Annotated in this window: 19 protein-coding genes; 12 read left to right on the top strand and 7 right to left on the bottom strand. The window is 62.2% G+C overall.

The window, feature by feature from the left end; all coding sequences use genetic code 11:
- The first annotated feature begins 59 nt into the window (after positions 1 to 59).
- Genes V1277_RS34085 through V1277_RS34070 form a run of 4 tightly spaced genes read left to right on the top strand, consistent with a single transcriptional unit; the run spans position 60 to position 5,804 of the window.
- Positions 60 to 467, top strand: coding sequence for a FixH family protein (locus tag V1277_RS34085; protein WP_334420537.1), 408 nt, complete (start codon positions 60 to 62; stop codon positions 465 to 467).
- On the top strand, positions 464 to 1,867 hold the full coding sequence (locus V1277_RS34080) for an efflux RND transporter periplasmic adaptor subunit (protein WP_334420100.1): 1,404 nt from the start codon (positions 464 to 466) through the stop codon (positions 1,865 to 1,867). Before V1277_RS34085 ends, V1277_RS34080 begins: the two co-directional genes overlap by 4 nt.
- Positions 1,864 to 5,058: an efflux RND transporter permease subunit gene (locus V1277_RS34075; RefSeq protein ID WP_334420098.1), complete on the top strand. Its 3,195-nt coding sequence runs from the start codon at positions 1,864 to 1,866 to the stop codon at positions 5,056 to 5,058. Before V1277_RS34080 ends, V1277_RS34075 begins: the two co-directional genes overlap by 4 nt.
- A gap of 8 nt (positions 5,059 to 5,066) precedes the next feature.
- Positions 5,067 to 5,804 (top strand): c-type cytochrome, encoded by a 738-nt coding sequence (locus V1277_RS34070; RefSeq protein ID WP_334420096.1) that lies wholly within the window; start codon positions 5,067 to 5,069, stop codon positions 5,802 to 5,804.
- Between the two features lie 140 nt (positions 5,805 to 5,944).
- Here the strand turns inward: V1277_RS34070 and V1277_RS34065 are convergent, their stop codons facing one another.
- Entirely contained in the window at positions 5,945 to 6,574 is a 630-nt protein-coding gene (locus V1277_RS34065) for a cation transporter (RefSeq protein WP_334420094.1), read from the bottom strand.
- Positions 6,575 to 6,777: 203 nt separating this feature from the next.
- Here V1277_RS34065 and V1277_RS34060 point away from each other — a divergent pair, with 203 nt between their 5' ends.
- Positions 6,778 to 7,389, top strand: a complete 612-nt coding sequence (locus V1277_RS34060; protein ID WP_334420093.1) for a class I SAM-dependent methyltransferase — start codon at positions 6,778 to 6,780, stop codon at positions 7,387 to 7,389.
- 5 nt (positions 7,390 to 7,394) lie between these two features.
- Here the strand turns inward: V1277_RS34060 and V1277_RS34055 are convergent, their stop codons facing one another.
- On the bottom strand, positions 7,395 to 9,503 hold the full coding sequence (locus V1277_RS34055) for a methyl-accepting chemotaxis protein (RefSeq protein ID WP_334420092.1): 2,109 nt from the start codon (positions 9,501 to 9,503) through the stop codon (positions 7,395 to 7,397).
- 329 nt (positions 9,504 to 9,832) lie between these two features.
- Positions 9,833 to 10,828 carry a patatin-like phospholipase family protein gene (locus V1277_RS34050; protein ID WP_334420091.1) on the bottom strand — a complete coding sequence of 332 codons (996 nt, stop codon included), beginning with the start codon at positions 10,826 to 10,828 and terminating at the stop codon, positions 9,833 to 9,835.
- 346 nt (positions 10,829 to 11,174) lie between these two features.
- Here V1277_RS34050 and V1277_RS34045 point away from each other — a divergent pair, with 346 nt between their 5' ends.
- The 5 genes from V1277_RS34045 to V1277_RS34025 all read left to right on the top strand — a co-directional run bounded on the left by V1277_RS34045 (position 11,175) and on the right by V1277_RS34025 (position 16,898).
- Entirely contained in the window at positions 11,175 to 12,497 is a 1,323-nt protein-coding gene (locus tag V1277_RS34045; protein WP_334420535.1) for an FAD-dependent oxidoreductase, read from the top strand.
- A 21-nt stretch (positions 12,498 to 12,518) separates the two neighbouring features.
- The gene (locus tag V1277_RS34040) at positions 12,519 to 13,472 is read left to right on the top strand and encodes an alpha/beta fold hydrolase (RefSeq protein ID WP_334420090.1); all 954 of its coding nucleotides are present in this window, start codon (positions 12,519 to 12,521) and stop codon (positions 13,470 to 13,472) included.
- A 229-nt stretch (positions 13,473 to 13,701) separates the two neighbouring features.
- The gene (locus tag V1277_RS34035; RefSeq protein ID WP_334420089.1) at positions 13,702 to 14,808 is read left to right on the top strand and encodes a TRAP transporter substrate-binding protein; all 1,107 of its coding nucleotides are present in this window, start codon (positions 13,702 to 13,704) and stop codon (positions 14,806 to 14,808) included.
- Positions 14,809 to 14,913: 105 nt separating this feature from the next.
- Positions 14,914 to 15,477 (top strand): TRAP transporter small permease subunit, encoded by a 564-nt coding sequence (locus V1277_RS34030; RefSeq protein WP_334420087.1) that lies wholly within the window; start codon positions 14,914 to 14,916, stop codon positions 15,475 to 15,477.
- A complete protein-coding gene (locus V1277_RS34025) occupies positions 15,474 to 16,898 on the top strand; it encodes a TRAP transporter large permease (protein WP_334420086.1) in 1,425 nt (474 codons plus the stop codon). Before V1277_RS34030 ends, V1277_RS34025 begins: the two co-directional genes overlap by 4 nt.
- 89 nt (positions 16,899 to 16,987) lie before the next feature.
- On the opposite strand, the gene ppx is transcribed toward V1277_RS34025, so the two are convergent.
- The 4 genes from ppx to V1277_RS34005 all read right to left on the bottom strand — a co-directional run bounded on the left by ppx (position 16,988) and on the right by V1277_RS34005 (position 22,182).
- Positions 16,988 to 18,490 (bottom strand): exopolyphosphatase, encoded by a 1,503-nt coding sequence (gene ppx, locus V1277_RS34020; protein WP_334420085.1) that lies wholly within the window; start codon positions 18,488 to 18,490, stop codon positions 16,988 to 16,990.
- Between the two features lie 12 nt (positions 18,491 to 18,502).
- Positions 18,503 to 20,701, bottom strand: coding sequence for an RNA degradosome polyphosphate kinase (locus V1277_RS34015; RefSeq protein WP_334420084.1), 2,199 nt, complete (start codon positions 20,699 to 20,701; stop codon positions 18,503 to 18,505).
- A 163-nt stretch (positions 20,702 to 20,864) separates the two neighbouring features.
- A complete protein-coding gene (locus V1277_RS34010; protein WP_334420083.1) occupies positions 20,865 to 21,542 on the bottom strand; it encodes a chromosomal replication initiator DnaA in 678 nt (225 codons plus the stop codon).
- A gap of 97 nt (positions 21,543 to 21,639) precedes the next feature.
- Positions 21,640 to 22,182: a CDP-alcohol phosphatidyltransferase family protein gene (locus tag V1277_RS34005; RefSeq protein ID WP_028346428.1), complete on the bottom strand. Its 543-nt coding sequence runs from the start codon at positions 22,180 to 22,182 to the stop codon at positions 21,640 to 21,642.
- Between the two features lie 149 nt (positions 22,183 to 22,331).
- On the opposite strand from V1277_RS34005, the gene purM reads away from it, so the two are divergent.
- Together purM and purN are read left to right on the top strand one after the other, a co-directional pair.
- A complete protein-coding gene (gene purM / locus V1277_RS34000; protein WP_334420082.1) occupies positions 22,332 to 23,405 on the top strand; it encodes a phosphoribosylformylglycinamidine cyclo-ligase in 1,074 nt (357 codons plus the stop codon).
- The gene (gene purN / locus V1277_RS33995) at positions 23,402 to 24,055 is read left to right on the top strand and encodes a phosphoribosylglycinamide formyltransferase (RefSeq protein ID WP_334420081.1); all 654 of its coding nucleotides are present in this window, start codon (positions 23,402 to 23,404) and stop codon (positions 24,053 to 24,055) included. Before purM ends, purN begins: the two co-directional genes overlap by 4 nt.
- Positions 24,056 to 24,114: the final 59 nt, after the last annotated feature.

The following is a 24,114-nucleotide window of genomic DNA, read 5'->3' as shown; positions in this document are numbered from 1 at the left end:
TCGTGGCGTCCGCGCCCATGCCGCCAATGGCGGCTGACCAGTAGATCGAGGATACCATGATGAAGGCAATCCAGTTTTCGCGCGGCCTGCGGGTCGCGCTGAGCGCCGCTGTCCTGACATGCGCCGCAACCGTCGCACTCGCCGATATCAGGAATTACGAGTTCAAGCTCGTCGAACCGGCCGTGAAGACCGGTCGCGACAAGATCATTGCCGTCAAGCTCATCGATAACACGACGGGCAAGGCCGTTCCGGACGCGGTGATCTTTGCGACGCGTCTCGATATGGCACCGGATGCGATGCAAGAGATGGTGACCGAGCTTACGCCCCTGCCGGGATCGGAGCCGGGTACCTACCGCTTCAAGGCCGATTTCAGCATGGCCGGCCGCTGGCAATTGTCGCTCGGCGCGAAAGTGCAGGGCGAAACCGGCACGGTCGACAACAAGCTCGTTATTCAGGCCGACAAATGAACCGGTCCGTTCAGGTTGCGATCGCTGCCGCCGCTACGGCTGCCGTGATCGCCGGCGTCCTCGCGCGTCCCTATCTCTGGCCGAGCGGAGAGGCCAAGCATGCCCACGTCATGGCCCAGGCGAGCGAACCGGCGGGTGCCGCGATCTACTATCAGGATCCGGACGGCAAGCCGTTCTACTCGTTGACGCCGAAGAAGACGCCCGATGGCCGCGATTACCGCGCCGTTCCCCGGGGCGCCGACATCAGTTTTGACGATCCGCCGCAGGAAAGCGCGGCGGCTCCGCCCACCGACCGCAAGGTCAAGTATTACCGCAACCCGATGGGCCTGCCGGACGTTTCGCCGACGCCCAAGAAGGATTCGATGGGGATGGATTACATCCCCGTCTATGAGGGCGAGGACAGCGACGACGGATCGGTCAAGGTCTCGCCGGGAAAGATCCAGCGCACCGGCGTCAAATCGGAGCCGGCGGCCGCCCGCCCGATCCGGACGGTCGTGCGGGCGCCAGGCACGATCCAACTCGACGAGCGTCGAGTCTCAGTCATCGCGATGCGCGCGGAAACCTACTTGCAATCGGTCGCCGACGTTACGACTGGCACCTTTGTCAAGAAGGGGCAGCCTCTGATGCAGGTCTACAGTCCGGCAGTTTCCAGTGCGGCCGCCGAGTATGTGACGACATTGACGTCCAAGACTACGGCGGGCGAACCGTCCTACGGACGCGGTTCACGGCAGCGGTTGATGAACCTTGACGTGCCCGAAGCGGTAATCAGCGAGGTCGAGAGAACGCGGGTCGTCCCGGTGACTGTCGCTTGGTCGGCCCCACGGGACGGCATCGTGCTGGAGCGCAACGCCGTCCAGGGTATGCGAGCTCAACCGGGCGACGTGCTCTTCCGCGTCGCGGATACCTCGGTGGTCTGGGCGATAATTGACATAGCCGAGCGCGATCTCGGCTCGCTTGCGGTCGGACAAGGCGTAACCGTGCGCGCGCGCAGCTTCCCGGGGCGGGACTTCTCCGGAAAGATCTCGGTCATTTATCCCCAGGTTAACCGCGAGACACGGACAGCCCGTGTTCGGATCGAACTCGCAAATCCCGATCTCGCATTGCTGCCGGACATGTATGTGGACGCGGACGTCGAGATTGGCGGCGCGGAGCCTGTTTTGGCCGTTCCCGACAGCTCGGTGCTCGATACAGGAGCGCGCCAGGTCGTTCTGGTCGACAAAGGCGAGGGCCGATTCGAGCCTCGTGACGTTAAGATCGGCCGTCGGGGAGACGGGCTGGTCGAAATCCGCAGCGGGCTGAAGGACGGCGAGCCCGTCGTCATCTCGGCCAATTTCCTGATCGATGCCGAAAGTAATCTGAAGGCGGCGCTGAAGGGCTTTGCCGAAGGAGCTCAGCCATGATCGCCCGCTTGATATCTTGGTCGGCTCGTAACCTCCTGCTGGTGCTATTCGGAAGCGGCTTCGCCGCTGCGGCCGGCATCTACGCGCTCGTCCATCTGCCGTTGGATGCCATTCCCGACCTCTCCGACACCCAGGTGATCGTCTACACGGAGTACCCGGGCCAGGCGCCGCAGGTGATCGAGGACCAGGTCACCTATCCGCTCACCACCGCGATGCTGACGGTGCCGAAATCGAAGGTGGTGCGCGGCTTTTCCTTCTTCGGCGTCTCCTTCGTCTACGTCATCTTCGAGGACGGCACCGACATCTACTGGGCGCGTTCGCGGGTGCTGGAGTTTCTCAATGGCGCCGCTTCGCGATTGCCGTCCGGCGTTACGCCGACCATCGGTCCCGACGCGACCGGGGTGGGGTGGGTGTACCAATATGCGGTGATGTCCAAGGAACTGAATCTCGCGGACACCCGCGCGATCCAGGACTGGAACCTGAAATTCGCGCTAGCCAAGGCCGAGGGCGTGGCCGAGGTCGCGAGCGTCGGCGGCTTCGTCAAGCAGTATAACGTGATACTCGACCCGCAGCGGATGCGCGATCGCAGCATCACCATGCAGAAGATGCGCGAGGCGATCCGCGCCTCCAATGCCGATGTGGGCGGCCGCACCGTCGAGCTTTCGGAATTCGAATACGTGATCCGCGGGAAGGGGTACCTGAAGAGCATCAATGATCTCGGCAACATCGTGCTGAAGACCGACAACGGAACGCCGGTGCTGTTGCGCGACGTTGCGCGCGTCGAGCTCGGCCCCGACGAGAGGCGCGGCATCGCCGAGCTCAACGGCGAGGGCGAGGTGGCGAGCGGCATTGTGCTGCAGCGCTTCGGCGTGAATGCGCTCGATGTCATCGAGAACGTCAAGAAGCGCTTTGCGGAGATCGCGTCCAGCCTGCCGAAATCGGTCGAGATCGTGCCGGTCTACGATCGCTCCAACCTGATCTATGCCGCGATCGATACGTTGAAGCATACGCTGGTCGAGGAAAGCATCGTCGTCGCGCTGGTGTGCATCGTCTTCCTGCTGCATGTCCGTAGCGCGCTGGTCGCGATCCTGATGCTGCCGGTCGGCGTGCTGATGGCGTTCGGCGCGATGAAGCTTCTGGGCTTAGGCTCCAACATCATGAGTCTCGGCGGCATCGCGATCGCCATCGGCGCCATGATCGATGCAGCGATCGTCATGATCGAGAATGCGCACAAGCATCTCGAGCGCGCCGAGCCGGGCAAATCGCGCGTCGCGATCCTGATCGAGGCGGCCACTGAGGTCGGCCCTGCGTTGTTCTTCAGCCTCTTGATCATCACCGTGTCCTTCATGCCGATCTTCACGCTGGAATCGCAGGAGGGCCGGCTGTTCAGTCCGCTCGCCTTCACCAAGACCTTTGCGATGGCGGCAGCAGCATTGCTATCGATCACGCTGGTGCCGGCACTGATGGTGATCTTCGTTCGCGGCAAGATCGTCCCTGAGCACAAGAACCCGATCAACCGCTTCCTGATCTGGGTTTATAGACCCGTGATCAAGACCGTGCTGCGTGCCAAGACGCTGGTAGTCCTGCTTGCGCTTGGCGTGCTCGCTGCCTCTATCTGGCCGGCGCGCCAGCTCGGCACCGAGTTCATGCCAAACCTCAACGAGGGCACGCTGCTCTACATGCCGACGACCCTGCCGGGGATCTCGGTGACGAAGGCGTCCGAATTGATGCAGACGCAAGACCGGATTATCCGATCGTTTCCCGAGGTCACCTCGGTCTACGGCAAGGCTGGACGGGCGGCGACCGCGACCGATCCGGCGCCGTCCGAAATGTTCGAGACGGTGGTCAATCTCAAGCCGAAGGAGCAGTGGCGCAAGGGCATGACGATTGACGGCCTGATCGCCGAGATGGACAAGGCGCTGCAATTTCCGGGCGTTTCCAACGCCTGGACCATGCCAATCAAGGCGCGCATCGACATGCTCTCGACGGGCATCCGCACGCCGATTGGTGTGAAGGTCATGGGCACCGATCTCGCCGGGATCGAAACGGTCGCTAAACAGATCGAACAGGTGCTCAAAGCCGTCCCGGGCACGTCCTCAGCCTATGCCGAGCGCGGTCTCGGAGGCTACTATCTCGAGATCACGCCGAACCGCGAAGCGCTGGCGCGCTACGGCATCATGGTGCAGGACGTGCAGGACACCATCGCGACCGCGCTCGGCGGCCAGACCGTGACAACGACCGTGGAGGGCCGCCAGCGCTTCTCCGTAAACATGCGCTACCCACGCGATCTCCGCGACAATCCGAAGGCGATCGCAAGCGACATCCTGGTGCCGATGCCGGCCGGCGGGGCGGTCCCGCTCGGCGAGGTCGCCAGCGTTACGCCGGCGCGCGGGCCAAGCTCGATCCGGACCGAGAACGGACAACTGGCGACCTACATCTATGTCGACATCCGCGACCGCGACCTTGGCGGCTACGTCGCCGAGGCGCAACGCGCGGTGCAGGCGAGCATTCAGTTTCCGCCCGGCTATTACGTAGTCTGGAGCGGCCAATATGAATATCTGGAGCGGGCGATCGCGCGGCTCAAGATCGTCGTACCGGTGACGCTGCTCATCATTTTCCTCCTGCTCTATCTCAATTTCCGCTCGGTAACCGAGACCATGATCGTCATGCTGTCGCTGCCGTTCGCGCTGGTCGGCGGGCTGTGGCTGATGTGGTGGCTCGGCTTCAACCTCTCGGTCGCGGTCGCGGTCGGTTTCATCGCACTCGCCGGGGTCGCCGCCGAGACCGGCGTCGTCATGCTGATCTATCTCAATCAGGCGCTGGCCGAGATCACGAAGCTACGTCAGGCTCAGGGCCAGGCGCTGACGCGCAACGATCTCTATGCCGCCATCATGGAGGGCGCGGTCGAACGCGTGCGGCCAAAGATGATGACGGTGGTGGCCATCATGGCAGGCCTGCTCCCGATCATGTGGAGCACCGGCACCGGCTCGGAGATCATGCAGCGCATTGCGGTGCCGATGATCGGCGGCATGATCTCGTCCACGCTGCTGACGCTGATCGTGATCCCGGCGGTATTCGGCATCCTCAAAGGCTTTGGGCTGCCCGGCGATCCCGAAAGCGGCAAGTCAGTTGCGGAGATTGCTAATAAGCCATCGAAAAAAGTCCCACGCGTTGTGGAGCCAGCCGAATGAGGTGAAGCATGATTTACGCAGCGATCACGTCGCCGAGCTTCAGGTTGGTGGCTGCTTCGGTCCTTATGGCTGTTCTCGGCTTCTCTTCTCTCCATGCGCAACAAGGCAATGCAGCCCGCGGCGAACGTAATTTCAGGGCCTGCGCAGCATGCCATTCGCTGGAGCGCGATCGCAACATGACGGGACCGAGCCTTGCTGAACTATGGGGACGCAAGGCCGGTACGCTGCCAAGCTTCGAGCGCTTTTCCGATGCGTTGAAATCGTCCGGACTGACGTGGGATGACCGAACGCTCGATCAATGGCTGACCGATCCGCAGCATCTCGTTCCTGGCAACGAGATGACATTTGCAGGAATCAAGGAAGCTCCGGCCCGGGCAGATCTCCTGGCGTTTCTGAAAGAAGCCACCAAACCCGGCGCGGCGCGGAGCCAAACCGCGCAACAAGGCCAGAGCGGCGGCATGGGAGGCATGATGGGCGGCGGCGTCGATCCAAATCTCAAGAAGCTTGAGCCGGACATTCAGGTCAAAACCATCGGTTATTGCCGCGACACCTATCGTGTCACCACAGCCGACGGCAAGACACGCGCCTTCTGGGAGCGCAACCTCCGCTTCAGGACGGATACCAGTAAGGATGGGCCCGAGAAGGATGCGCCGGCTCTCTTGGGCGCAGGAATGATGGGTGATCGGGCAGCCGTGATCTTTTCGGCGCCGGAAGAAATCATGAACTTCGTCGAGCGCCGCTGCTAGACTGTAACCGACCGGGTGGACGATTGCGTTGTGCACGTTGGCGGGGCGCGGTGTTTGGGCCGACTGTTGCGCTGGTAACTCGCAGCATTTTCCGAGGTCGCCGCCGTCTGAGCGAAGGACAGACACTGCACTGCCGCTTTCTACGCTGGTTGAGCCTTCAATTCACCAGCGGATTGGCGGACCACCACGAATGCGCCTTGAAGCGCAAGTCCGGCCATGCACGAAGCAACAATCACATCCGGCCAACCGGTACCAGTGCCAAACACGCCGAGCGCGGCCAGCAGCACGGCGAGATTGCCTAGAACATCGTTACGGGTGCAGATCCAGGCCGAGCGCATGTTGGCGTCGCCGTTGCGATAGGCCCATAAGAGTCCGAATGACGCAACATTGGCTGCAAGGGCCATGACTCCGACCGCACCCATGGTGAATGCACTCGGCAGCGTCCCGTGTGCGGCGTGCCAGATGGCCATGGCAATTACCCAAAGGCCGAAGGCTCCCATGGTGGCACCCTTGGCAAGCGCCGCTGATGCGCGATAGCGCAGTGCCATCCCAACCACAAAGAGGCTGATCGCATAGTTTCCCGCGTCGCCGAGAAAATCGAGCGCGTCGGCCTGGAGCGAAGCCGAACCCGCCGCCAAGCCTGCGCCGATCTCGGTGAGGAACATGGCGGCATTGATGCCAAGGACCACCCAAAGAACCCGGCGATAAGCCGGATTGCCGCGGTTCCGGTCCAAGTTCAGGGGCGGAGGTGTGCAACAAGCATCGGCCATCCACGGAAAGTAGGACGCAAGTTCGTGTTACACAATTGCGTCACCAGGAAAGCGACAGTCGACCCTGGAGCAGCGCGAGCGTTGCGTTGCATATTCATTGGTCAATCGCGATCCTGACAAGCTCCGTGAAATCCATCATCGGGGTTCCGAGCTATGCGCGCCGGCCTGATGGGACTCGCGAGCAGAACCGATGGAGACGAGGCATGGGCTTCTACAACGACATTATCCTGCCGCGGGTTTGCGATCTCGCGATGCGCAACAAGCAGCTTCGGCCATATCGGGAGCGGGTGATCGGCGCGGCCGAGGGTCGTGTGCTTGAGATTGGGATGGGCTCGGGCCGCAATTTGCCCCTCTATCGGCCGCCGGTGAGGGAGCTTTTGGCGCTGGAGCCGGCCCCGAAGCTCATCGCAATGGCCCGCGATGCTCTGCATCCGGGTACGCCGGTCAACTTCATCGAGGCTTCGGCGGAGGCCATTCCACTGGATGACCGGAGCGTCGATACCGTTGTGACCACCTGGACCTTGTGCAGCATTCCGGATGCCGCCATGGCGCTCACCGAAATGCGGCGCGTGCTTCGCCCTGGCGGCAAGCTGTTGTTCGTGGAACACGGCATGGCGCCGGACAAGAATGTGAGACGATGGCAGGACTGGCTGACGCCGGCCTGGAAATGCATCAGCGGCGGCTGTCATCTCAATCGACCGATCAGCACGATGATCGAAGCGGCAGGATTCAGGATTGATCGGGTGGAGACCGGCTATATGCCAGGACCGAAGGCGATGACCTTCATGTATGAAGGCAGCGCCCGGCCGAACTAGCCAGGCTATGCCGCGCGCACCTGACCAAGAAAAGCGTCGACCTGCTCGCGCAATTGCTGCGACTGCCGCGACAGATTGCCGGCGGCGGTCTCGACCTGGCTTGCCGCTGCGCCAGTGGCTGCCGCGCCCTCGGTGACGCCGCCGACATTGGCGGACACTTCCTGGGTGCCGGCCGCAGCCTGTTGCACATTGCGCGCGATCTCCTGGGTCGCCGCGCCCTGTTGCTCGATGGCAGAGGCGATGGTTGTTGCGATCTCGCTGATTTCGCCGATGGTCTTGCCGATGGCCTCGATCGAGACGACGGATTTCTGCGTGGCTCCCTGGATTGCGGATATCTGGGAGGCGATCTCCTCGGTGGCTTTTGACGTCTGCTCGGCCAGGCTCTTCACCTCGGCCGCGACGACGGCAAAGCCCCTGCCGCTGTCGCCGGCACGCGCCGCTTCGATGGTGGCATTGAGTGCCAGCAGATTGGTCTGCGAGGCGATGTTGTTGATCAGCTTGACGATGTCGCCGATCCGCTGCGCCATCGCCGCAAGGCCCTGAATTTCAGCGTTGGTTCCCTGTGCTTCCTCCACGGCCTTTGCCGCGATCGCCGCCGACTGGCTGACCTGCCGGCTGATTTCGGTGACGGAGGCGGACAGTTCCTCCGTGGCGGTGGCCACCGTCTGCACGTTGCTCGACGTTTCCCGCGCGCCCGACGCCACGGCCGAGGCCTTGTTGGTATTCTCGGTTGCGACCGCTGCCATCCTTTCGGCGGTGGCGCGCATTTCGACGATCGATGTCGCGACGGCATCGAGCACGCGGCTGGCGCTCTGGTCGAAGCCTGAAGTCAGCGTCTCCATCACCTGTTGACGTTGCTCTTTCTTCTGTTGTTCCGCTCGCTGTTCGGTAGCCAGTGCGTTCGCCCTGACGGCATTGTCGCGGAAGACCGCGACCGATCGCGCCATCTCGCCAACTTCATCAGCCCGCGCCAGCGCAGGAATGTCGATCGACAGATCGCCGCCGGCAAGGCGCTGCATGGCGGCCGTCATGGCGGTCAAGGGGCAGATCACGCGCCGGGACAGCACCCAGATCGACCCCATGCCGACAACGATACCGAGCAGCGTGACGAGGGCGACGATAATGAGTTGGGTTCTTGCCGCCGCAGCCTTGGCCGCCGCGTGGACATTGGTGACTTCGACCGCGGCATCCTTGATCCGGACGATGGATTCCAGTGCAGGGTTCGACGCGTCGTACCATTGCTGGACCGTCATCGAATAGCCGGCGCCCGCGATGCCTGCCTTGTAGATTGTATCGGTTTGAACCTTGAAATTGCCGAGGAAGTTTTGCTCGGCGGCGGCAACGGCAGAGACAAGCGGCGACGCCGCACCGGCGGTTAGATCGCGTATCGTCTGCCAGTTCGACTGCACCTGCCCGCGCCAATTGGCGATGTCACGCTGCTGCTCGGTCGATAGCGCGCGGCCGGCCGAGATATTGCCGGCGTGAACGGCGCGTTCGCGGCCGGCATATTCGCGCATCAGGAAAGCGCTCTGCTTGACCATCGTCAGCTCGCCGACAATGGCATCTTCCCTGCTGATTTCGCGCGAGGCAATGGTCCAGAGTGATTGAATCCGGGTCAGGAGGTCCGAGACGGCTGGGTACCAGGATTTGAGCAGTTCGGCATCGCGCTGCTCTTTCGGGATTTGAAGGGCGGAATCTGCGCTGCGGCGGAGCTGCCTGACGCGTTCATAGGCCTGCTCGACGTCGGCAATCAGCTTCTTGCCTTCCGGCGTCGCGGTGGCGGCAATCTGCCGGAGCGCCGGGGCCAGCACGGCATCGCCCTGCGAACGGCGCTTCTGGATCACTTCGCCAGTCTGAGCATTTGCCGGGGCAGGCGCCTGCAGCGCCGTATTGGTCTGACCGCGTTCAAGCTGAATGTTCTCCAGTCCCTTGAGCAGGTGATCGGCGTTTGCATTCACCTCGGCAACGCGGACGGCGGCCGTGTAGCTGCGCCAGGCATCTGCGCCGGTAATGGCGCAGGAGATCAGAACCAGCACCGCGAGCACCCCGACGATCACGGCGAGGGTGGTCTTGACGGTGAACGTGCCCGAAAGGGCCTCGCGCTTCGAATGCATGGGGATACCTTCCGGCTGGCGGCGGCCCCTTGATGACGGCCTCTTTCGTTACTACCAGCCGGCCGTTACCAAGCCGCTAATTGGAGCTCTGGGTTGCAGCGGCAAGGCGCTGTTGTGGAAGCCTTTTCGGCATTTTGTAATAATCGCGCGGACGCGCCGCATCCTTCAAGTTGCAGGCGCTGGCGCGATAGGAACGCGTGGCGTAACCGAAATTCTCAGCTCCGCACGATCGAGTGGGTGGGCCCGACGAGCGACCTCAATCTGCAGAACAACCAAGCTCCGGCGCCTCGGCAACGAGCCGCATTTCAGGAACTTACCCCTCCTCAACGTCAGGCCATATCGGCGATTGTCTCTAACGCTTCCTCTGTTGCAGGGGCACGCATGATGCTTTCTGCAAATATTTCAAGCTCCCTAATATTCTGATCTGAAGCGTCATCCAGATCGTCACTGCCCATGTTTCTGAGAAGGGGGCCATCGACGCGCAAGTATCGATCCTCCAGCAGCATGAGCATCAACTCATCGCAAACTACCGTCTGGCTCTGGAGCAGCATTGAAATGATAGGAACGCCCCGATTAGCTAGTATCCAGCTAATGTTACCCCACTTCTTTACCTCGTTATAGAGATAAGGTCTGGATTCTCGGCCAGTACCGAGAGAGAGAATGGTAATATCCTCCATGTTCCACCCCAATCGCCTGGCGTGCATCAAAGTAACCAAGCTCGGGTTTGCAGCGAACAAGCCTCCATCCACTAAGCTTTCGAAATTTTTTGTCTGGTGAAGTTTTTCTACGCGCGCGGGTTCAAAGAAAGTTGGAGCCGCTGATGTTGCTCGAGCGAGATCTCGAACGAAGTATCTGCGATTCTTTCCGTCGGCTGACAAACTGGAAAATACTTTAGGTCTGCGCTCCTCTATCTCGTAAGCGGTGATTAAGAAATCGCATAGGATGTCATCGGAGACGGCATCACCTAGCAGTTCCTGAAGAATTCCCTCCAACGGGGCAGCGCTATACTTGTCGTCGAACATTATGCCGAATAGCTGCATGCTCTGAGGAGAGCCAAAGATCTCTTTTGATCGAGTCCTATACAAATTGACCAAATCATCAGTTGTGCATGCAGGCCTTGTTGGGTCTTTGACGTTTGGAGCGCAGAGACCCAGCGCGATAATGCCGCCAGTTGAGGTGCCCGCAATAAGATCAAAATACGAGCCAATCGGCGCATTCTTTTTTCTCTTCTTCAATTTCTCTTCCAGCTTGCGCAATACGAGAGCCGGAACGATCCCTCGAACTCCACCGCCGTCAATCGTCAATATCAGTTTCTTCCTCGCCATGTTTGAGCCTTTGCTTCAAGAGAACAACCATTGATTTCACCTTAAAATTGCGTTTTGGTTTAGTTATAACAAGGCGACGATCGTCCTCAACACTTTTTGTGTCCACCATGCGGTGCTCAAACACCAGCATGAATTTGGCGGCCGCGGGTGCGGAAATGCGTGGCGGGCAAGCGAAATGATGCGATGACCTGATAGGGGACTCCCACCGCGAACGTGTGACGCCTTTCACTGTCGCCCCAACAAAGATCAGATAAGCTTGGCGCCTCGAGGGCAACTGCCTCGGGCGCAGGCGTTCGCTGATCTGTTTCCGATCACATCTGACATACGGCCTTGCAGGAGGGAACACGTGTCAGATTTTAAAAGAAATCATGCCGTGGTTATTGGCGCCGGCATGGCCGGCCTTACGGCCGCTCAGGCGATCTCCAGGCATTTCAGGAAAGTCACGGTCATCGAGCGGGACGTGCTTCCCGCCGAGCCCGCGCCCCGTGGCGGCACGCCACAGGCCCAGCATGCCCACATGCTGCTCGCGGGCGGGCTGAGAGCCCTGCAGACTCTGTTTCCGGGCTTTGAGAAGGATCTGGCGGAAGCCGGCGCTGTGAAGATCCGCGCCGGGAAGGACCTCCGGTTCGAGCGCCCCGGATTCGATCCATTCCCCGTTCGCGATCTCGGTTTCGATATTTTCAGCATGTCGCGCCCATTGCTCGAAGCCGTTACTCGACGACGCATTCAGAAAGCCCCGAACATAGGCATTTGCGTACGTTCCCGCGTAACCAGGCTTATCGCATCGCTTGATGCAACGCGGATCGAGGCGGTTTGTTACGACAGTGAAGATGGTCGCGCTGTGACGCTGGACGCTGACTTGGTAGTTGAAGCTTCCGGCCGCGGCGGCCTGACGCTGCAACTGCTCGAAGAGCTTTCTTTGCAGAAGCCCGAAGAGACCGAGATCGGCATTGATCAGGCCTATGCAAGCACCATTGTCGAGCGGCTCGATCACAATGCCGACTGGCTGGGCAATATCATTCTGCCGTCTGCACCCGCCAGTAGCCGCGGCGCGTTCCTGTTTCCGATCGAAAAGCAGCGATGGCTGCTTTCCATCGGAGGCAATCATGGCGATAGGCCTCCGGGCGACCGCGCGGGATTTATGGATTTCGTCAGGAGCCTGCGTACCCCGACGATCTATGACGCGGTCAGGGACGCGCGCCCGCTGACTGATATCGTCCGCTACCAGTTGCCTTGCAGCACGCGTCGACATTTCGAGCGCCTTGAGTCTTTTCCGGCGGGGCTGCTTGCGACAGGCGATGCCCTCTGCCGCTTCAATCCAGTGTTCGGCCAGGGTATGAGCGTGGCAGCGCAGGAAGCCGTGATCCTGGACCGGTTGTTGGCGGAAGATGCCCCCATGGAGCGCCTGGCACGTGACTTCTTCGCTGCCATCCAGGACACCATCGCGACGCCATGGGGCGTTGCTGTCAACGATTTTGTCTATCCCGCCACGCGCGGCGTGCGGCCCGCCGATCTCGCGCAGCGCCTGCAATATGGTATGGCTTTGACCAAGCTCGCCGCGCAGGATCCCGAGGTGCACCGGCTGACCGTAGAAGTCTCGCAGCTCCTCAAGCCGCAGGCTGCGCTGCGTGAGCCAGCGCTCGCAGCGCGCGTGATGTCGCTAATATGACGAGCAAGGTGGGTGACCGTGATGGACTTTGTCACCGTGACGAACGGAGCGATCAAGCTCAACGTGGCCATCAGCGGCTCGGGCCCGCTGATTGTCTGCGTACATGGATTCCCGGAGCTCGGGTACTCCTGGCGGCACCAGATCGCGCACTTTGCGGCAGGGGGTTTTCGGGTAGCCGCGCTTAACGTGCGCGGCTACGGACGGAGCTCGAAGCCGAGAGAGATTGCGGAATACACGCTACGTCATCTCGCCTCGGACGTCGTTGCTGTGATCGAGCATATGGGAGATGGCCCGGCCGTTCTGTTCGGCCACGACTGGGGCGCGCCCATCGTGTGGCACACGGCACTGCTTCACCCCGACAAAATCAGGGCGGTGGCTGGCCTGAGCGTGCCGTTCCGTCCGCGCGGACCCGTGCCTTTCATCGAACTTGCGCGATCCATCTACAAGGGACGCTTCTTCTACCAGATTTATTTCCAGCAAGAGGGCGTGGCGGAGGCCGAACTGGAGACGGACATCGCCGGTGCCCTGCGCAAGGTGTATTTTGCACTGTCCGGGGCCGCGCCTCACAACAAGTGGCTCGAGCCGAAGCCGGCGGAGGCACGGCTGCTGGATGGGCTCGTCGATCCGCAGCCCTTTCCAGGCTGGATGAGTGAGACCGATCTGGCGGTCTATGTCGATGCGTTTCGGGCCGGCGGCTTTCGCGGTCCACTCAACCGATACCGCGCACAGATACTCGACTTTGCCGAGCTGGCCGAATTGAGTGGACGCAGTATTGCGCAGCCATCGGCCTTCATCGCCGGCGAGCGTGACCCCGTGCGCGCCTTCGTCCCGGGCGTGGATCTTTACGCCGACCCCGGAGTTGCTTGCTCCGATTTCCGCGGCTCCACCATCATCCCCGGTATCGGACATTGGGTGCAGCAGGAGGCGCCAGAGGCGACTAACGCGGCGCTCGAGGCGTTCGTGCGCGGGCTGTAGCGCGGTCGTGCGGTGCAACAAGCACCGGTAAATCCATCGGCACGATTCCGCGCAGAAGCACAGCCATGCTGCAGCAGTCTGCCGGCCGTTGCTGCAGCCAGAAAGCAAGATGACAACTTGCCGCGATGGTGGCAGGATGGTGGCAGACGTGGTTTCAAGGCAAGGCGACTTAGAAGAAACGAAGAAAAGCGATCGCCAAGGTCACGTCGTCCAAGGGAGGAGATTGCTCATGAAACGCTTGTTTCTGGGATTAGTCGCCGTTGCCCTGATCGCATCGGCGTTCGTCGGATCCACCACTACAGTCATGGCGCAGACGAAGGTGCTGAAGATGCAGGCCACATGGCCGGCGTCGCTTACGCTCTATGACAACTTCACCTACTTCGCCGACCGGGTGAACAAACTATCGGCCGGCGCGCTGAAGATCGAGGCGATGCCCGCCGGCCAGGTCGTGCCGGCGTTCGAGGTACTGGATGCGACCCACAAGAAGGTGCTCGACGGAGCGCATGCGTGGGCCGGCTACTGGACCGGCAAGAACAAGACCGCAATCCTTTTCACCGGCGGTCCCGGCGGCACGTTCGGCATGGACTTCATGGACGTGATGGGTTGGCTCTATCACGGCGGCGGCCTCGATCTGTACAACGAGTTCTATCAGAAGGAGCTCAAGCTCAATCTGGTCGTGTTCCCCATCCTGCCCGCAGGGCCGCAGGCGTTCGGATGGTTCAAGAAGCCGATCCAGACGGTCGAGGATATGAAGGGCATGAAATGCCGCCAGACCGGCATGGCCGGCGAAGTGTGGCAGGCGCTCGGCTTCACGGTGGTCAACATGCCGGGCGGCGAGATCATTCCCTCCGCGCAGCGCGGCGTGATCGATTGCGCGGAATGGGTCGGCGGCATCGAGGACATGCAGCTCGGCTTCCACAACGTCTGGAAGTACCACTATTCGCCCGGCCTGCATGAGAACGTGACTGTCGGCGAAATCGTGATCAACGGCGATGTGTGGAAGGAGCTCAGCGCGCAGCATCAGGAGATCATCAAGTCGGCGGCCAACGAGACATTCCTCGTCTGGTGGACCAAGTGGCAGCGCCAGAACGCCGATGCGCTCATTGAGATGCAGCAGAAGCACGGCGTACAGATCCTGCGCACGCCGACCGAGATCCTGCTGGCCTTCATCAAGAAGTGGGACGAGATCGCGGCGGCCGAGAGCGCCAAGAACCCGTTCTTCAAGAAGGTGCACGACTCGCAGAAGGCCTATGCCAGCGCCGTGGTGCCGTACAAGCGGTCCTATTTCCCGCCATATTCCTTCATGGCGAACTACTACTTCCCCGTCGAGAAATAGGGCTTCGTCCGGGGGCGGCCGGTTTCGGCCGCCCCCAATTCACGCGCAGCCGGCCTGCGTCGCGCCGCAAGGCGCGCCGCACCGACGTCGGCGGTAGGGGGAGGGATGGCTGAGACAACTGACAGACAGTCGCCGGCGCTGCTGGCAGCAATCCGGGTCATCGACGGCTTCACCGACCGGACCGGCACGATCATCTCGTGGCTGTCGGTGCCACTTGTTCTGGCCGTCGCCTACGAGGTTACAGCGCGCTATTTGTTCAACGCGCCGACGATATGGGCCTACGACGCAACCTACATGCTCTACGGCTCGCTGTTCATGCTGGGCGCGGCTTACGCGCTGCACAAGGGCGCTCATATCCGCACCGACTTCTTCTGGGAGAAGTTCTCCGTCCGCAGGAAGGGCTGGATCGATACGATCTCCTATATCGTCTTCTTCTTCCCGAGCCTGATCATGCTGTTGCTGATTAGCTGGAACGAATTTCACTACGCCTTTCAGATCAACGAGACTTCGGACCAGACACCATGGCGACCCGTGCTGTGGCCGTTCAAGTTTGTCGTGCCGCTCGCCTGCTTCCTGCTGCTCATCCAGGGCGTGTCCGAGTTGATCAAGAGCATCTACATGATGCGCACCGGTGTCGAACTTGAGCACAAGGAGAAGGTCGAGATATGACCGCAGACGCGCTCGTCGGCCTCATCATGCTTCTGGTCTTGCTTGGAGCGATCTTCATCGGCGTGCCGATCTCGTTCACATTGCTGTTTCTCGCCTTTTCGTTCGGCTACTGGGGCATGGGCGCGACGGTCTTCGAACTAGGCTACTTCCAGACCATCGGCATGATGAAGGAAGAACTGCTGGCCGCCGTGCCGCTGTTCATCTTCATGGGCTTCATCACCGAGCAGGCGGGCCTCATGGAGCGCCTTTTTACGGCGTTCCGCATGCTGCTTGCGCCGGTGCGCGGCGCGCTCTTCCTCGTGGTCATCCTGACCTCGACGGTGTTCGCGATGGCGACGGGCATCGTCGGCGCAGCCGTCACCGTTCTTGGCATCATGGCCTCGCCGATCATGAACAAGGCGGGCTATGACCCCAAGCTTTCGGCGGGCACCATCACCGCGGGCGGCACGCTCGGCATTCTCATTCCCCCGTCGGTGATGCTGATCGTGATGGGGCCGGTGCTCGGGGTCTCGGTCGCCGATCTCTACGCCGCAGCCTTCGGGCCGGGCTTCCTGCTGGCCAGCACCTACATCGCCTATCTGATGGTCCGCGCCTTCATCAATCCCAAACTCGGGCCGCCGGTGCCAATGGACGAGCGGATCTATTCTGCGTGGTACATTGCGCGCGAGGTGATCATCGGCACGCTGCCCCTGCTCGGGCTCATCACGGCGACGCTCGGCTCGATCATCGGGGGGCTTGCGACACCGACGGAGGCTGCCGGGATCGGCAGCGTCGGCGCCCTGATCCTGTCCATCGCCTATGGCAGGTTCTCGCTCGGCGGACTGCAGCGCGCGCTGATCTCGACGATGGCGACGTCGAGCATGGTGCTGCTGCTCGCGGTCACGTCGAATATTTTCGGTGCGGTGTTCGCTCGCCTCGGCTCGGCGAACTGGATCACCGAGACGATGCTCGGCCTCCAGTTGCCGCCAAGCCTCATGCTGATCGTCGTGCTCGTGCTCATTTTCCTGCTCGGTTGGCCGTTCGAATGGCCAGCCATCATCCTGGTGTTCCTGCCGATCTTCTATCCCGTCGTGAAGGGCATGGGCATCGATCTCATATGGTTCGGAGCGCTGGTTGCGGTCGTGCTGCAGACCGCCTTTCTGTCGCCGCCGGTCGCCATGTCAGCGTACTATCTCAAGCAGGTGGTCAAGGGCTGGAGCCTCGCGACGATTTACGCCGGCATGTTCCAGTTCATGATCCTGCAGGTGATCTGCGTTGGGCTGATGATTGCCTTCCCCGGCATTGCGACCTGGTTCCCGCACACGCTGCACGAGGCGTCGCGCAGTCAGGTGATCCCCGAGGAGTACAAGAAAATCCTGGAGCAGCAGAGGCGGGCCCCGTCCCTGGAAGACGAAGACTGGTCGACACCAAAAAAGAAGTAGCCGGGTGTTGTGCGTGCCGGCTCCAAGAAGCAGGCTGTGGCGGAAAGGGCGACAAACGGAAGGCGCGTTGTGAACACTGCCTTTCCGTCTTACTTCCGCACGATCGAGCCGGCGCGCCCGACGAGCCGCGCCAGTTGCTTGAAGCGGCTGCCGACGCGATCGGCGACGAGATCGACCATGCGATGCTCGAACACCAGCATCAGCTTGCGGCCGCTGGTGCGGAAATGCGTTGCGGGTAACACGCCGGTGCGCGCCGCCGTTATCAGGTGCGCGACGCGGAACGCCGCGCCGAGAAGGCGCGCACGCTCATCCATCGCCGGCGGCACCAGTCCGCGGACGCGCTCCGGCGGCTCGTTCTCTTCGCTTAAGCCCGCATAGCGGTAGAACACCGACAGCGCGACAAAGGCGCGGCCTTGATGGCTGATCGAACCGAAATTGCCGTTGGTGATCAGGCTCAGCGTTTCCTCGCCGCGGTGGTCGGGGTGCACGCGCCATCCGATATCGGAAAGCAGGCAGGCGGCGTGGCGCAGTCGGCGGTCCTCCTCGGTCTCGCGCAGCTTCACGACCCGCACCAGCCGATCGGTCCATGCGACCAGTTCCTCCGCGTGGCGTGCGGAGCGCGACAACAGCCCGTTCAGGGTTTGGGATGCGCAGATGAATCCGTCCTTGGCGCGCTCCTGCGGCGGCAGCATCTCGTAGAGCAGGCCTTCGCGGACGCCAAAGGTGGAAAACACGATCGTCTTCGGCCGGCCGACGCGGATGATGTATTCGAGCACCAGCGCCGCATAAGTCAGGAGCGGACGCCGGGCGTCCGCAACCACTTCGATGTCCGCGAGCATGTTGGCGGCCGCCAGCCGACGCAGGCGGCGGGCGAAATCGAGCGCGTCGGCGGCAGGTAATGAATAGCCATGCATCACGCGTAGCGGATAGCCGCTCTGGACGATGTGAATACGTGCGAGCGCGCGCCAGGTGCCGCCGACCGCATAGAAGGTGCGGCCATGGCCGGCCTTGAGCTGGGCGACGCCGGACAGATCGTCGCGAACGATGCGCTCGGCGCGCTTCAAGGATTTCTCCGAGAGATCCTGTAGCGCCAGGCTTCCTAGCGGCAGCGTGACGCCGCTGTGGACCCGGTTTTTCTCCACATCGATCAGTTCGAGCGAACCGCCGCCGAGATCGCCGACGATGCCATCGGGATTGTGGATGCCCGAGATGACGCCGAGCGCGGACAGTTTTGCCTCGCGCGGACCGGACAGGATCTGAATCGGCGCGCCGCAGATGCGCTCCGCTTTGGCGATGAAGTCGGGACCGTTCTTGGCGTCGCGGCAGGCGGCGGTGGCGATGGCGAAGACGCGCTCCACCTGCTGGATACGACACAGCGCGCGAAATCGCCGTAGCGCCGTCAGCGCCTTGGTAACCGCATCCTCGGCCAACAGGCCGGTGCTCTGCACCTCGCGGCCGAGCCCGCACAGCGCCTTCTCGTTGAAGATGGTGACGAGGCTGCGCGCCATCGTCTCATAGACGACGAGACGAACCGAGTTCGAACCAATGTCGATGACGGCGACGCTGGAAGCGCGCTTGCGCGGCCGCTTCACAGCGGCGCTCCCTTATGACGATTGCTGACGCTCGGTACGACGCGTGAGGCGGCGCGGCGAAGATTCCTTGAGAGACTTTCCACGTCCAGACAGGCTCGGATTCGTCATGAAATAGTTATGCAGGTTGAACGGCTCTTCGCCTTTCGCGGCCTTCATACGCGTTGAAGACCCATCCGGCAACAATTGCCAGCTCTGCTCAGTATCCTTCAGATTCGCGACCATGATCTGTTCGAGAACCTGCTGATGTACCGTGGGATTTTGCAATGGACAGAGGACTTCGACGCGGCGGTCGAGGTTTCGCGGCATCATGTCGGCGGACGAGATATACACAGCCGCCTTCGGGCCGGGCAGCCCTTGCCCCATACCAAAGCAGTAGATTCGGCCGTGCTCCAGGAAGCGGCCGATCACCGATTTGACGCGGATATTGTCCGATAGCCCGGGTACGCCAGGCCGCAGGCAGCAGATGCCGCGCACCACCAGTTCGATCGACACGCCGGCCTGTGAGGCCTCGTAGAGCGCGTCGATGATGTCGGGGTCGACCAGCGAATTCATCTTCATCCAGATCGCGCCCGGCTTGCCGTGCCTTACGTGATTGGTCTCGCCCTTGATGTGTTCGATGATGCGCTTGCGTAGCGTCAACGGCGACACCGCCATCCGCTCGATGTCGCTCGGCTCCGCATAGCCGGTGATGTAGTTGAATACCCGCGCCGCGTCGCGGCCGATGATCGGGTCCGACGTGAAATAGGAAAGGTCGGTATAGATGCGCGCGGTGACCGGATGATAATTGCCGGTGCCGGTATGCACATAGGTCGTCAGGCTGCCGCCCTCGCGCCGCACCACCATCGACAGCTTGGCGTGCGTCTTCAGTTCGAGAAAGCCGTACACGACCTGCACGCCGGCGCGTTCGAGGTCGCGCGCCCAGCGGATGTTGGCTTCCTCGTCGAACCGCGCTTTCAGCTCGATCAGCGCGGTCACCGACTTGCCGGCTTCCGCGGCCTCGGCGAGCGCCCGCACAATCGGCGAATTGCTCGAGGTGCGGTAGAGCGTCTGCTTGATGGCGACGACGTCGGGGTCGCGGAGGGCTTGCTGCAGGAATTGCACGACGACGTCGAAGGATTCGTAGGGGTGATGGACGACCAGGTCCTTTTGCCGGATCGCGGCGAAGATGTCGCCGCCATGGTCGCGCACCCGCTCGGGATGGCGCGGTACATAGGGCATGAATTCGAGGTCGGGCCGGTCGAGCCGCGTGAGCTGCGAGAGCTCGTTCATCGCCAGCACGCCATCGACCAGAAACACCTCGTCGTCGGCGGCGGAAAGCGCCTGCTGCACGAAGGTGCGCAGCGCTTCCGGCATTTTGTCTTCCATCTCGAGGCGGATCACCGAACCGCGCCGCCGCCGCTTCAGCGCGGTCTCGAACAGGCGGACCAGATCTTCGGCCTCTTCTTCGATTTCGAGTTCGGAGTCGCGGATGATGCGGAAAGCGCCCTGGCCCTTGACGGTGTAGCCGGGGAACAGCCGGCCGATGAACATGCCCGTGGCTTGCTCCAGCGGGATCAGGTGCACCGCGCCGTCCTTGGTCGCCGGCATCCGGATGAAGCGGTCGATCTTGCCGGGCATGCGGATCAGCGCGTTCATCGCCTTGCCGTCGGACGTTCGCAACAATTGCAGCGCGATGGTGAAGCCGAGGCTCGGGATGAACGGGAACGGGTGCGCGGGATCGATCGCCAGCGGCGTCAGCAGCGGGAAAATGTTGCGGAGGAAGTGATCCTCGAGCCAGCCGCGCTCCGCCTTGGTGAAGTCGTGACCATCGACGAGCTTGATGCCGGCATCCGACAGGGCGGTGCGCAGATCGCGCCAGATCGCCTGCTGGTCGGAAGCGAGTTCCGAAACCGTCCTGTTGATGAGAGTGAGCTGCTCGGACGGCGTCAGGCCATCGGGGCTGCGTTCAGCGATGCCTTCGCGGACCTGCGCCTTGATGCCGGCGACGCGAACCATGAAGAATTCATCAAGGTTATTGGCTGAAATCGACAGGAATCGTACCCGTTCCAGCAATGGATGGCCCGGATTGACCGATTCCTCGAGCACCCGGCGGTTGAAATGCAGCCAGGATAGTTCCCGATTGATGAATCGCTCCGGGCTCGTGACGATCGTGGGCGGAGCCTCGGCAATCTGCTCTTTTTCTTTTATTTCAACGGCTTGTACCAATTCCATAAGGCTTTGATCCATCGCGAGCGAGGCAGGGCCGACTTCGAGGTAGGGCCGAGTTTAAGGGAATGCGGCCCACAGCATGTGATACGCCAATGACGTTTCAATGACATTGATGTTCCGGGCAGAGCCGGCGTCAAGGCGGCAGGACGCAGCAGGAGCTGCCCGGTCAGGCGTTGCGCAAGAGTTCCGCGGCCAGCGCCCGGGTGACCGGCCGGCCGAGCCGCAGCGCCTCGGTATCCAGGAGCTCAACCGCCTGGCGGGCAGCGGCATAGGAGCGCTCGATTCGGGTGGCGAGGTAGCTCACCACCGTCTCGTCGATGCTCAATTGGCGGTCCGCGCAGAATTTGACGATCAGGCCACGAAACAGCAGGTCATCCGGCGGCAATAGCGACACGAGGGGGGCGGCGCGCAGCCGCGACCGAAGATCGCGCAATTCGATCTCGAACGCCGCCGGTGGAACGCGTCCCGTGATCAAGACGAAGGCCCCGTCCTCGCGCGCCAGGTTCAGGAGGTGAAACAAGGCGCGTTCGTCGAAGTCGGCCGGCCTCAGATCCTCGACCACCAGTGCCCCGGTGGCGAGTGCGCCGGGGACGGCAGCAGCGTCAAGCGCGTGCGCCGAGATCGAGCGCGCGCCCGCCTGTTCGGCCCAGATCGCGGCGAGATGGCTCTTGCCGGAGCCCTCCGGCCCCGCCAGCAGCATGATGCGGTTCGGCCAGTCCGGCCAGCTTTCGATCAGCGCGAGCGCGGCTTCATTGGCCGGACCCTCGAGGAAATTGTCGCGCGTCAGGCTCTCCGCATGCGGCAGCGCAAAGGCAAGCTGACGAGGTTGAACGCGAACTACCACGCAAATCTCCAGGCCGGAATCTCGCGGCTTTCATAGCGCTTTCAAGCTAAATCGCCACCGGTTCGTGTGAAGAAAATGCGTCGAAGCAACGAACAAGCTAGCGCGCTTCGATCGTGCTCATGTGCCGCACCCACTCGACGAGATAGAGCGAGACGGAAACCAAAGTAAAGACCGTAACAAAACCCATCAGGATCACGTCATACGGCGCCGGCTTGAAGTTGAAACCGAGCGACGCCAGCACCAGCGCCGCGAACGCCACCTGCGCCACCGTGTTGAGCTTCGACACCATCAGGGGCTTCATCGGGATCGGCTTGTCGAACAGCCATGACACGATCACGGCCGTGACAATCATGATGTCGCGCGACACCACGAGGATGACGAGCCAGCGCGGCACCGCACCCCAGATGCCGAGCGCCACGAAGATGGAAACCAGAAGTGCCTTGTCGGCAAGCGGGTCGAGCAGGGCGCCCAGTTCACTCGACATGTTGAAGCGCTTGGCGAGAAAGCCATCGACGGCGTCGCTGACCCCGGCAATGACGAAAATCGCAAACGCGATTTCCATCTGGCTGGAAACGATCGCCCAGACGATGACCGGCACAAGAATGATGCGCCCCAGCGTAATGATATTTGGAATGCTCAACTCGGTCGCTTCCCGGCTCCCGGCCTAAATCCGGCCCCTGGCGGGTACAGCCGGCTCTTATCTACATAGTATATCGGCCAAGCGCTTGCGAGCCATTGCAGGATCGCGGAATTCCTCGTAACCAGCCGTCATCATACTGGAATTTGGGCATGAACGACCGCAAAAACGGGCTGACTTACGCGGATTCGGGCGTCGATATCGATGCGGGCAACCGCCTGGTCGATCTCATCAAGCCGATGGTGCGCGCCACCGCCCGGGCCGGCGCCGATGCCGAAATCGGCGGTTTTGGCGGCCTGTTCGACCTCAAGGCGGCGGGTTTCAAGGACCCGGTGCTAGTGGCGGCGACTGACGGCGTGGGCACCAAGGTCAAGATCGCGATCGAGACCGGCCTGCATGGCGGTATCGGCATCGACCTGGTGGCGATGTCGGTCAATGACCTCGTCGTGCAGGGCGCGGAACCGTTGTTCTTCCTCGACTATTTCGCCTGCGGCAAATTGGATCCCGACGCCGCGGCGGCCATCGTGGCCGGCGTCGCCGAGGGCTGCCGGGAGTCCGGCTGCGCCCTGATCGGCGGCGAGACCGCAGAGATGCCGGGCCTCTACAAGGACGGCGATTATGACCTCGCAGGCTTTGCGGTCGGGGCTGCCGAGCGCGGCACGCTGTTGCCGACCGCGGACATTGCCGTGGGCGACGCCGTGATCGGATTGGCCTCATCCGGCGTGCACTCCAACGGTTTTTCGCTGGTCCGCAAGATCGTCGCGCAATCGAGGGTCTCCTTCGATGCCCCGGCGCCGTTCTCGCCGGTCATGACGCTGGGCGGCGCGCTGCTGACGCCGACGCGGCTCTATGTGAAATCCTGCCTGCGCGCGATCCGCGAAACCGGCGCGATCAAGGGGCTTGCCCATATCACCGGCGGCGGGTTCACCGACAACATCCCACGCGTGCTGCCAAAGCACCTCGGCATCGGCATCGATCTGGCGCGGCTGCCGGTGCTGCCGGTGTTCAAATGGCTGGCGGAGCAGGGCGGCATCGCCGAACTCGAAATGCTGCGCACCTTCAACTGCGGCATCGGCATGGTCGCCATCGTCAAGCCGGATGCGGCCGAGAAGGTGACGGAGATCCTGACTGAAAGCGGCGAGACCGTCGCCGTGCTCGGTGAAGTGATCCCGGCTGCGACCGAACATCGCGTGGCCTACAACGGCCATCTCGATCTCGCGCAATGAAGCGCCGGGTCGCCATCCTGATCTCGGGGCGCGGGTCGAACATGGCTGCGCTGATCGATGCAGCGAAGGCTGCGGATTTTCCGGCCGAAATCGTCGCCGTCATTTCCAACCGGGCCGATGCGCCTGGGCTGGAGAAGGCAGCCGCGAGCGGCATCCCGACACTGGTCGTCGAGAGCAAGCCGTTCGGCAAGGACCGCGCGGGCTTTGAGGCCGTCCTGCAGCGGGCGCTGGATGAAAAGCAGGTCGAACTGATCTGCCTGGGCGGATTCATGCGGCTGTTCACCGCCGAATTCGTGCAGCGCTGGTACGGAAAAATGCTCAACATCCATCCCGCGCTGCTGCCATCCTTTCCGGGTCTCGATCCGCACAGGCAGGCGCTTGCGGCCGGGGTCAAGATCTCCGGCGCGACCGTGCATTTCGTGATTCCCGAAACCGACGCCGGCCCGATCGTGATGCAGGGCGCGGTGACGGTGGCCGACGACGATACGGCAGAGACGCTGTCGCAGCGTATTCTCGGCATCGAGCATCGCATCTACCCCGAGGCGCTGCGCTTGCTTGCGAGCGGAAAGCTCCGCCTCGAAGGCGACATCTGCAAGGTCGCCGACGGGGCCGACCGCGATGGCACCCTGATTTCGCCGCGGACGATCTGATATTATCCGGAAGGTGTGCGCGAACGAGCGCGGCGACCGCGCTCCGCTAAAATCTATCG

Origin of the sequence: Bradyrhizobium sp. AZCC 1588, from assembly GCF_036924735.1 — a bacterium.
Classification (GTDB): domain Bacteria; phylum Pseudomonadota; class Alphaproteobacteria; order Rhizobiales; family Xanthobacteraceae; genus Bradyrhizobium.
The sequence above is the reverse complement of the archived record's forward strand: the minus strand, read 5'-3'. Positions and strand labels throughout refer to the sequence as shown.